A 10,873-nucleotide genomic window follows, 5' to 3' on the forward strand; every position below is an offset into this window, starting at 1 on the left:
ACTAATAATAATAGTTGTAAAGATAGGTTCACGCGGTGACATATATAAGACTTAACGGCACTTGATCTTCAAGTGTCTTTTTATTGAATTGCACCGGTTTCAGATAACGTTATTGTATTCACGACGTCCCACCACCTTAAGCCACGAAGTGGCGGCCGCGATGCGGTTAGGTGGTGCGGATGTGTCCGGCTGATTCCGCTTCCCCGTATACTGAAATGCCTCATCGAATCCACATCAGACTTCGGCCGGACCGAGGGGCGACAACGTCGTCCCGATGCGTGAATATGGTGTTATCAGAAGGTCAGCACTTCCTCGAGCTACTACCAACTGATATATTGCGGACACGCTTCTTCCTCGAATCACTGTACTAGCTTCATCGATTGACCTTCACCTATAGGTTTGCTCAATGTTGTCTCGCTGACTTCTTAGAGATGCTCGAACAAATGGTTTGCTGAATGTTGTCACGCTGACTTCATCGAGATACCTACTCATATAGCTTGCTTAATGTAATCACGCTGGCTTCCTCGAAATGACTAATCTAGGTTTGCTGAGTGTTGTCATGCTGACTTCTCCGAGGTGCCTACTCATATAGGTTTGCTGAATGTTGACACACTAGCTTCTCCGAGATACCTACACGTATAGCTCTGTTGAGTGTTATCACGCTGGCCTCTCCGAGGTGCCTACTCATATATAGGTCTGCTGAATGTTGACACGCTGGCTTCCTCGAAATACCTACTCATATAGGTTTGCTGAATGTTGTCACGCTGGCTTCTTCGAAAAGCTTACTCATGCAGGTTTACGTTTACACGCTGACTTCATTAATGCTTACTATATCCAATATCCGCGGACACGCCATGACTTTATCTGCTCTTGCTGACTTTCTGATAACGTTATTGTATTCACGACGTCCTACCACCTTAAGCCCCAACGGGGCGGCCGCGATGCGGTTAGGTGGTGGGATGTGTCCGGCTGATTCCACTTCCCCGAAACTGAAATGCCTCTTCGAGTCCACTCCTAACTTCGTGCCGGACCGAGGGCGCATGCCCGATGCGTGAATATGGTGTTAGGTGAAGTATGTCTCTTCTATGAGATTCTATCGTATGGTTTCTCTTATTCATCCAAAGTCATATATAGTTTTAGCAAAACAAGATTCAGCTTACTAAATTGATTTAATAGCTCTTCTCTATTATTTGCATAATTACTCTGAACGTAAAAACGTGAGCAAGTATAGAATAATACACCTACCACTTCTTTATTGACTATTTCTTTGTCGTTAATTTGCTTTTTGTATTGAATAAGTCGATCGTAAAGTTGGTTGATTAATTCAAAATTTAATAATGCATTCCCGCTTCCAGCCTTATTGCCTCTTAGTTCAAGAACTAATTGCTTACATTTCTCTAATATGTCTTCTTCAATTTCTGTTCTATTTGATTTCATATTTTTAGTTCTATCCTTTCAATATGTTCTAGACATATTTCACCTAACGTTATTGTATTCACGACGTCCTAACACCTTAAGCCCGAAGGGCGGCCGCGATGCGGTTAGGTGGTGGGATGTGTCCGGCTGATTCCGCTTCACCGCTACTGAAAATACCTCTCCGAATCACCTCTAACTTCTGCCGGACCGAGGGCGAATGCCCGATGCGTGAATATGGTGTTAGGTGAAGTACATGCCCCCTCGAATTACAATCACTTTACTTTAATTTCTCTTCTGAGATCAGTTATATACTTGTACACATTATTGATTGGGCTTAGGTTTAAATGATTTACTAATTTCTTTGATATAAATTCAATTTCCGAATTTCTTTCAATTATCTGTTTCTCATAATTGTTCGTTATATCTTTTATCATGTCTTCCTCACTCAAATACCAATCAAATCTTTCCAATATGTAGAGCTCTTTAATCGTGAGATAGATAGCAAATAAATCTCTAATGTTTTTAGCCACTACTTTTACTGGCATTTGAAACATCATTGGCTGGATGAGTAAGATCGGAGCTTCATCCAAAGCCACTGCTTCGTCAATTGTATAAAAAGCGAAATGATCTCCATCAGAACCAGTGTGTGCAAACACTCTTGAGTCGTCTGGAGTACAATCATACTTAAAGCCATCTTCACGACGTAAAATTATACCTAAATAATATTCTAAAGATGAATTATTGACCTTTAACTCTTCATCTAACTCTAGTAATTTATCAAGTGTTTCTGAAACTAGGTAGTTTGAAGTCATTTTTCAAATCTCCTAAGATCTTTTGTTTAATCAGATTTTGCATGTATTTCACCTAACGTTATTATATTCACGACGTCCTACCACCTTAAGCCCGAAGGGCGGCCGCGATGCGGTTAGGTGGTGGGATGTGTCCGGCTGCTTGTACTTCCATGAAACTGAAATGCCTCTTCGATCAGCCTCTCACTTCGTGCCGGACCGAGGGCGAATGCCCGATGCGTGAATATGGTGTTATATGCTGTCGGGGCCTTCTAAGAGTTACCTTCATTGAGTTGTTTATTATTCTTATCTCTCTTAACAAGTATTATTACTAAGATAATACACAGAATAATAATGTTGATTTGAAAGATAGTTCGAATAATATTCTCAAGATTACTAAAGAACAATCCAATAAAAAATACAATCTGCGTCAGAAAAATAATCAATATTCTTTGACGAACCATCCAACTTGATAATCGGATCCACATTAATACGGTTATTAATATATAAGCTATATAGTAATTCATTAAATATTCCTTCTCTCATTTACTTCAATGGTTTCTTCAAATCTAAAGTGCTCTCTTAATGCAAACACAACTTGTTCTACCATTTGCCACCGGCGATTCTTGTAAACACTCCATGTCCTAATCTGTTGCTGTTGATGGATCTTGAAGCTTTTTAAGTACCTTTGCATTGAGTAGAACTTAAACCAGCACTTGCCCCGATTGCATATAACGTTATTGTATTCACGACGTCCCACCGACTTAAGGCACCACCAGGTGCCGGCTGCGCTTGCGCAGTTAGTCGGTGCGGATGTGTCCGGCTGATCCCGCTTCCTCGAAAACTGAAATGCCTCTCTGTATCCACTTCTAACTTCGTGCCGGACCGAGGGCGAATGCCCGATGCGTGAATATGGTGTTATACGACGTTCTCCACCTCAGAGCTCAACTCTCAGATGGTTTAGTTAATTCCTTGAGCTTTATATCATTTATATATTTATCATTCTGTGCATTCCTGAATCCCGTAAGTAATTCTTTTGCAATTTTAAGAGCTTCAAACATTGAGTTATTATCAGATTCGCCAGTCGAATGAGCTGCTATGTTTCTATTTTGCCTTAAAATGTTAAACTTAATAATTGAGTCGGGTTGAATGTAACCAGCCGCCTGTAGTTCTACTAACAAGTTCATAAACAACGGATTTCTAAGTAAAGGCAAATAAGGATCAGTATTTAAATGATCATGTATTAGCTGAACAAACTCTTTTTCAAATGTTTGATATGCTTGAATCACCGCAGATTCAGGTGAAATTTTAAATAATTTATCAAATAGTAAGAACCCATCTTCGATTAGCCCTAAAAACTGCATATCTTCAAGAGATAAATGAGGTTCTAATGCTTCAGAGAGCTTTACGTCATATTGCTCTTCCAAAAAGGTTTTAAAGAATTTAATAACGACTTCGAGATAGTAATATACTGTTTCAGCATTAGGATAGCCAAATCTATGTTGAATTGTATTTCTATCATCAATTAATAATTCAATTATTGGTCTTTCCTTTATAATCACCCCTACATTATTTAGTTCATCAAATGCAGTCCAAACTGAAACAGTTTCAGTTGAACGTCCCTTATAAATGCTTATTCCTTTATCAATTAATAGATCTTTGAGGATTAGCTCAATTGAATTCGCTAAGTGCAATATTACGAACTTATATTTCTTTGGGTTTCCTTTCGTATACAATTCTGTAGCATGTGCAACCAATTCTAAAGAACTCACAAATAATGGGGATTTATCGCTCATTTTTTTGCTCCTTTATGGTATTGGAGAATGTCGTATAACGTTATTGTATTCACGACGTCCTACCACCTTAAGCCCGAAGGGCGGCCGCGATGCGGTTAGGTGGTGGGATGTGTCCGGCTGATTAGCTCCCCCGATACTGAAAATGCCTCACCGAATCTACTTCTAACTCCTGCCGGACCGAGGGCGAATGCCCGATGCGTGAATATGGTGTTAGATGAAGTCTTCGACCCTCAGTCAATCCTACAAATACTGCTTTATCACTTCTTCATCCCATACCTGAACTTCTATATATCTCTCAGGCCCTTGATCTCCTTTTACATTCCAGTCTTGCGGGAACCCAAATCGTTTAATGACTTCTAAGATTTCATTCTTTGTGTAGACTTGTTTTCGATACGGTTTGCTATCTTCATATCTCATTGTGGGGAATAGATCTCCATACGTAAAACTAATTGATTCTTCTAAAAACTCTCCCCAAGGTATAACGACTACTCCAGGATTCCTATACCATGATGCTATCCATTCACATGCTTCTACCGTCAAGTAATGAGGAAATATGTTTTGTGGTTTGCCTCCCTTTGCGATGAATTGCGCGCGAGCTTTAGATTCCAATTCTCTTCTAATGTACATATAGTCTTTCGAGCGTTGGCTTGCAAACGTGTCTCCATCTATTTTGATCTTATTTGAGATCTCTTCTGCAACTTCACTTGTCAGCTTGGATAAGTTCTTAAACGGTCCTTTGTCTCTGTCAAAATAATGATATAAATTGAAGGACATAGATGCATGTTCCTTTATTGTTTTAGATTTTACTAGCATTCGAAGATTTCATCTAACGTTCATGTATTCACGACGTCCTACCACCTTAAGCCCAAAGGGCGGCCGTGATGCGGTTAGGTGGTGGGATGTGTCCGGCTGATTATGCTTCCCCGTATACTGAAATACCTCTCCGAAATGCTTCGAGCTTCGGTCCGGACCGAGGGATGGCGAATGCCGTCCCGATGCGTGAATATGGTGTTAGCTGAAGTTGCCTCATCTTTGAACTACAATACAAATCAGTCCTTCACGCTTCTTACTCATACATTGGATTTGTAAATAATCCATTTATTTCTATTACTTCAGCTTCTGCTACTCTTCTTGAACCTTCCATGAAATATCCTTTCATTCCGAGTTTAATTGTCTTTACATCTCGTTCTCTTCTTGCAGTTGCAATTAAAACCCACATTCTAGCTGTACCACAAATCGGAACAGAAACTGCATCATTTAATATTATTTGATTTTCTTTATCCTCAAATTCAGGATGAATTACTCTTAAAGATAACGGTCTATTAACAAAATCCTCTTCAAAGGCAAAATCCGCCCTGTAACCTTGATGAGGAATGTATTTCCTTCCGCCCTCAGCAACACTATAAAATCTATATCTCACAGTAAAATCATGTGGATGTTTTCTAATTACTTCATATGGGATCCACATACTGATCTCTCCGTTCTTATAGTACTTAGGCAATTTCAGCTAACGTTCATGTATTCACGACGTCCCACCACCTTAAGGCTCGAAGAGCCGGCCGCGATGCGGTTAGGTGGTGCGGATGTGTCCGGCTACCCCAGCTTCTCCGAAACTGAAATCCCTCTCTGAATCCACTTCAAACTTCGTGCCGGACCGAGGGCGAATGCCCGATGCGTGAATATGGTGTTATGCGTAGTTACTGTCTTCTTGATCAACTTTCAAACAATATGTATTCCTCTATATATTAATTCTTTTTCTTCATTTATTTCGTGATCGTAATTGACGAGTTGAATTGTACTATTATGAGGATATTCAAATACAAGATCACTTTTTGTTTTCTTTTTGATCTCTAAGAATGTCATTCCATTTTTGATTTCTGATCGTAATACTTCAAGATCGAATATTTGATTATTAGAATTGAATCCTATATTAATTACTGTTGTAATCGGAGGAATTTTAAAGTTCTCAAATTTGAATTTAAGCTTCTCATCTTTAATAAACTTATCTTCAATTATCATTAATTCTTCATCACATACTTTGCTACACAAAGAATGAGCACAAGTATCCCAACTTATAGATGGTTTTAGACTAGAAGTAAATCCTTTCTTTAATACAACCATTGGATCAGGAAACTCTTCACCGATTGAATTATTACCAAGAATCCCACCTCTGTGGGATTCGTCATAATATCTTTTCATAATCTTTATTACTTGAAAAAAGCCTTTATTATAGGCTGTAACCCAATCTCCAACTTGCATTGGTTGTCATCCTTTTCTTTAAAAATGAAATTACAGTAATTACGCATAACGTTCTTGTATTCACGACGTCCCACCACCTTAAGCCCGAAGGGCGGCCGCGATGCGGTTAGGTGGTGCGGATGTGTCCAGCCGACTTCGCTTCCCTGAACACTGAAATACCTCATCGAATCCACTTCTGACTCCTGACGGACCGAGGGGCGACAACGTCGACCCGAAGCGTGAATATGGTGTTATCAGAAGTCAATGTCATCCTGAGTCCACTCACAATTGTTCTTTAAATGTATATTCAATAGCTTCAAGCAGCGCTTTTCTATCTTCATTAAAGAAAAATAGCCGGTAATCATCAAATTCAATTTCATTACAATAAAAATCAAAGCTACCAGCTTCCTTATTGTATCTCCTTGATTGACTAGCTTGATGTCTAATTTTCTGTCTTCTAAGATTATTTGAGATCTCTAATTTTGAGTTTCCAATTTCTATTTCATAATCAATATGAAACACACTTGTTTTGTATGGAGCAAACTCATTTGAGATATTAAAGTGTTTTTTGATTTGGTTTTTATTTGAAAAATAGAATAGATTTAATGCATATTCTCCCTCTGGACCAATTTCTATTCGTTCATTGTTCTCAATGATAAATAGCTTGTCAGAATAAGATATAAAAAATCCCTCCCCCATATAATAGAGAGGTCTGTCATCAATTTTCATTACGGGAGTAATAATCTCTTGAAAGACTTCATTCATGGGTTTGAATTTATATATTTCTTTATACTGTCCCCACATATGCTCACCTACACAGATTGATTTGCATTGATTTCTGATAACGTTATTGTATTCACGACGTCCCATCTACTTAAGGCCACAAAGTGGCCGGGCGCGATGCGCTTAGTCGGTGCGGATGTGTCCGGCTGAATTCGCTTCCTTGCTACTGAAATGCTTCTCCGAATCCACTTCTAACTTCTGCCGGACCGAGGGCGAATGCCCGATGCGTGAATATGGTGTTATGCGAAGTACCTTGCTCTCATCTATTTGTTATTATATCTTTCAAATTGAATCTCTAAATCATCATTCTTTATGATCATTTTGTCTTTATTAATCTCTAGTCTAAAAACGATATTATCTATGATAATTTCATTCTTTGATTTCATTTCATATTTCACTTCAATTCCCGAGTGATCGATCTCTTCCTTACCGCTTCGAGATATTTGGGTGTAGTTTGATAGTTTTATTTTTTCATTTTTTGATTCCCAGTAATTATATTCCAGCACTCTATATTTTGTATGTTTTCCATCTGAATTTCCTGATATCTTTTGTGATTCTTGATTTGCTATCCATGTCCCTTCAAATGACTTATTAATATCACCTGAACAACTCTGTAATATCAACATTATAATTACAAAAAGGCATATCGATATAGATCTAATCACTTTTCATATTCCTTTCTGCATTGGGGTATTTCGCATAACGTTATTGTATTCACGACGTCCCACCGACTTAAGGTTCCGAAGGAACCGGCTGCGCTTGCGCAGTTAGTCGGTGCGGATGTGTCCGGCTGATTCTGCTTCCCCGATACTGAAATGCCTCACCGAATTCACTTCTAACTTCGTGCCGGACCGAGGGCGAATGCCCGATGCGTGAATATGGTGTTATAGGATGTCAGCGCCTTCCTCGAGTTACTTAGACATATATTTGTTAACTATCTTATTCAGATTAATGATATGTTCTTCTACTGCCTTCCAGCTTGTTGCACGATATATATATTCGTTATCGATCTGATCATTATACGGTTGATTAAATAAAATTACCGGTGTTCCCACTTGTGAAAACTCCATTGCATAATGTGGTGCATCATCCACTAATACATCAGCCTCGATGTTTCTAAACTCACTATACTTACTCTCTGTAAAAACTAAATCGTGATATTTAGCACCATAATATTCGAGCCACTTAACTGTGACGTCTCGGTAATGTGAGGGACGTGCAGTCATTATTGTTATATGATGTTGCATAAATAATTGATTTAGTGTTTCTATTGACATCAAATATGGGACTGACTCCCAATGAATATTATAGCCATGTTCGTAATAAATTCTATCACGTTCTTCCTTATTCCAGTTGTATAAACGATATATGTAAAATTCAATTACATCTTCTTTTGTGAAGTTTAGCCCTGAAGCTAGATTATAGTATTTTAGGTGGGGCGTAGTGGCATCAAGTAATGTATTATCTAAATCCACGACTATCTTAATGTTCTTCACTCTCTTCTATGGTTTTGTAAGTTTTTAGCTTTTTATTATTGCGCTGATTTCCTATAACGTTATTGTATTCACGACGTCCCACCGACTTAAGGCCACGAAGTGGCCGGGCGCGATGCGCTTAGTCGGTGCGGATGTGTCCGGCTGATCCCGCTTCCCTGAAACTGAAATGCCTCTCCGAATTCACTTCTAACTTCGTGCCGGACCGAGGGGCGACGGAGTCGTCCCGATGCGTGAATATGGTGTTATCTGCTGTTGCCCTCTTCCTCGATTCATCCAAGAAAGATTCGTTTACTTTTTGATTTAACTCTGTTTTTGAAGTCTTGATTCGTTTTGTCTATCAGGTACTTGAAGTCTCATCCCGAGGTTTCGGTCGATCCACAATGCACCATTGGTGCGGCGCTGGATCGGTCGATCGGTGTGAGACTTTATCAAGTAACTGATGTTCTAGAATCAAGATCTTCATTAGAGTTAAGAATTCATAAACGAATCTTTCGTTCCCGACCCAAACGGTTATGAAATCAAGTGGACAAGCTCGTCGAACAATTCATCTTCATCGCCGTCCTCGGCGAGAAAAGGGTTACTGACTAATATGAATTGTTCGACTTCTTCGTTGAGATCCCTTCGTGTCCACTTTGGTTTCATGTTTGGGGTCAGGGATGGATGATCTTCATTGACTTGGGCAATTGCAGATAACGTTATTGTATTCACGACGTCCTACCGACTTAAGGCGACGAAGTCGCCGGGCGCGATGCGCTTAGTCGGTGCGGATGTGTCCGGCTGTTCCCGCTTCACTGTATACTGAAATGCCTCTTCGAAATGCATCGAGCTCCGGTCCGGACCGAGGGTCGGCGAATGCCGGCCCGTAGCGTGAATATGGTGTTATCTGCTGTTGCCCTCTTCCTCGATTCATCCAAGAAAGATTCGTTTACTTTATGATTTAACTCTGTTTTTGAAGTCTTGATTCGTTTTGTCTATCAGGTACTTGAAGTCTCATCCCGAAGTTTCGGTCGATCCACGATGCACCATTGGGGCGGCGCTGGATCGGTCGATCGGTGTGAGACTGTATCAAGTAACTGATGTTCTAGAATCAAGATCTTCATTAGAGTTAAGAATTCATAAACGAATCTTTCGTTCCCGACCCAAACGGTTATGAAATCAAGTGGACAAGCTCGTCGAACAATTCATCTTCATCGCCGTCCTCGGCGAGAAAAGGGTTACTGACTAATATGAATTGTTCGACTTCTTCGTCGAGATCCCTTCGTGTCCACTTTGGTTTCATGTTTGGGGTCAGGGATGGATGATCTTCATTGACTTGGGCAATTGCAGATAACGTTATTGTATTCACGACGTCCTACCACCTTAAGCCCAAAGGGCGGCCGCGATGCGGTTAGGTGGTGGGATGTGTACGGCTGATTCCGCTTCCCTGATACTGAGATACCTCTCCGAGCTTACTTCTAACTCCTTGCCGGACCGAGGGCGAATGCCCGATGCGTGAATATGGTGTTAGATGATGGTCAGCTCTTCCCCGTACTTAACTTCATGCTTGAAATAATGCGGACACGCTTGCTTCATCGATCTACTTTCAAAACTGGTTTGCTGAATATTGCTAAGCTGGCTTCATTGATTTACTTTCAAAACAAGTTTGCTGAATATTGTCGCGCTGGCTTCATTGATTTACTTTCAAAACAGGTTTGCTGAATATTGTCGCGCTGGCTTCATTGATCTACTTTCAAAACTAGTTTGCTGAATGTTGTCACGCTAATCGGTTTTCTATAAGTCTCTTTAAATATTCTGCTATTTCGTTTCTTTCCTTACTATCATCCACTGCGTAGCTGATGAAACCATAATCTTCATCCAAAACGAGGGTAAAACTCTTCTCTTCATATTTGTACATATAATCAATGCTCCAAATCATTTCAGATGATCCCAGATAATGAATAGCGGGATCTTTATCTAATAATTTCTGCATAAAGTGTAGTTCAGTGTTTATAGGGTACTCCTTGTAAATTGAATCAGGTATATACTCTTTCAGAACATAACTCAAATCAAAAACACGTTCTTTCTCTCTGTCATAATTGATTTCTATCAAATATAACCACCATCCTAGTTGATTGTTGTCACGCTGGCATCATTGAATAAATCTTCAAAAGTTAACTGCGGACACGCAAGATCGTCATAAATCCTTCAACAAACTAACTATGGTTTAATAGGCTCTAGCTGACTTTCATCTAACGTTATTGTATTCACGACGTCCCACCACCTTAAGCCCGAAGGGCGGCCGCGATGCGGTTAGGTGGTGCGGATGTGTCCGGCAGATCCAGCATCCCCGTATACTGAAATGCTTCATCGATTCCAC

At 39.9% G+C, this 10,873-nt stretch carries 10 protein-coding genes; all 10 read right to left on the reverse strand.

The features are described from left to right. Nucleotides 1-1,110 precede the first annotated feature (1,110 nt). The 10 genes from ACFQZG_RS27400 to ACFQZG_RS27445 all read right to left on the reverse strand — a co-directional run bounded on the left by ACFQZG_RS27400 (nt 1,111) and on the right by ACFQZG_RS27445 (nt 10,606). The gene (locus tag ACFQZG_RS27400; protein WP_378157918.1) at nt 1,111-1,437 is read right to left on the reverse strand and encodes a hypothetical protein; all 327 of its coding nucleotides are present in this window, start codon (nt 1,435-1,437) and stop codon (nt 1,111-1,113) included. A gap of 251 nt (nt 1,438-1,688) precedes the next feature. Further along, on the reverse strand, nt 1,689-2,228 hold the full coding sequence (locus tag ACFQZG_RS27405) for a hypothetical protein (protein ID WP_378157920.1): 540 nt from the start codon (nt 2,226-2,228) through the stop codon (nt 1,689-1,691). A 920-nt stretch (nt 2,229-3,148) separates the two neighbouring features. Next, complete coding sequence (locus tag ACFQZG_RS27410) at nt 3,149-4,000, reverse strand: hypothetical protein (protein WP_378157922.1); 852 nt, start codon at nt 3,998-4,000, stop codon at nt 3,149-3,151. A 240-nt stretch (nt 4,001-4,240) separates the two neighbouring features. Further along, nucleotides 4,241-4,774 carry a hypothetical protein gene (locus tag ACFQZG_RS27415; protein WP_378157924.1) on the reverse strand — a complete coding sequence of 178 codons (534 nt, stop codon included), beginning with the start codon at nt 4,772-4,774 and terminating at the stop codon, nt 4,241-4,243. 292 nt (nt 4,775-5,066) lie between these two features. Further along, nucleotides 5,067-5,468 carry a hypothetical protein gene (locus ACFQZG_RS27420; RefSeq protein WP_378157925.1) on the reverse strand — a complete coding sequence of 134 codons (402 nt, stop codon included), beginning with the start codon at nt 5,466-5,468 and terminating at the stop codon, nt 5,067-5,069. Between the two features lie 251 nt (nt 5,469-5,719). Continuing rightward, the gene (locus tag ACFQZG_RS27425) at nt 5,720-6,259 is read right to left on the reverse strand and encodes a hypothetical protein (RefSeq protein WP_378157926.1); all 540 of its coding nucleotides are present in this window, start codon (nt 6,257-6,259) and stop codon (nt 5,720-5,722) included. 261 nt (nt 6,260-6,520) lie between these two features. Further along, nucleotides 6,521-7,108, reverse strand: a complete 588-nt coding sequence (locus tag ACFQZG_RS27430) for a hypothetical protein (protein WP_378157927.1) — start codon at nt 7,106-7,108, stop codon at nt 6,521-6,523. A gap of 176 nt (nt 7,109-7,284) precedes the next feature. Then, the gene (locus tag ACFQZG_RS27435; RefSeq protein WP_378157929.1) at nt 7,285-7,686 is read right to left on the reverse strand and encodes a hypothetical protein; all 402 of its coding nucleotides are present in this window, start codon (nt 7,684-7,686) and stop codon (nt 7,285-7,287) included. Between the two features lie 246 nt (nt 7,687-7,932). Next, nucleotides 7,933-8,517, reverse strand: a complete 585-nt coding sequence (locus tag ACFQZG_RS27440; protein WP_378157930.1) for a 5' nucleotidase, NT5C type — start codon at nt 8,515-8,517, stop codon at nt 7,933-7,935. A 1,753-nt stretch (nt 8,518-10,270) separates the two neighbouring features. Further along, complete coding sequence (locus tag ACFQZG_RS27445) at nt 10,271-10,606, reverse strand: hypothetical protein (protein WP_378157931.1); 336 nt, start codon at nt 10,604-10,606, stop codon at nt 10,271-10,273. Between the last annotated feature and the right edge of the window lie 267 nt (nt 10,607-10,873).

The sequence above is a fragment of the Cohnella sp. GCM10027633 genome (genome assembly GCF_042675445.1).
In the GTDB taxonomy this organism is placed as follows: domain Bacteria; phylum Bacillota; class Bacilli; order Paenibacillales; family Paenibacillaceae; genus Cohnella.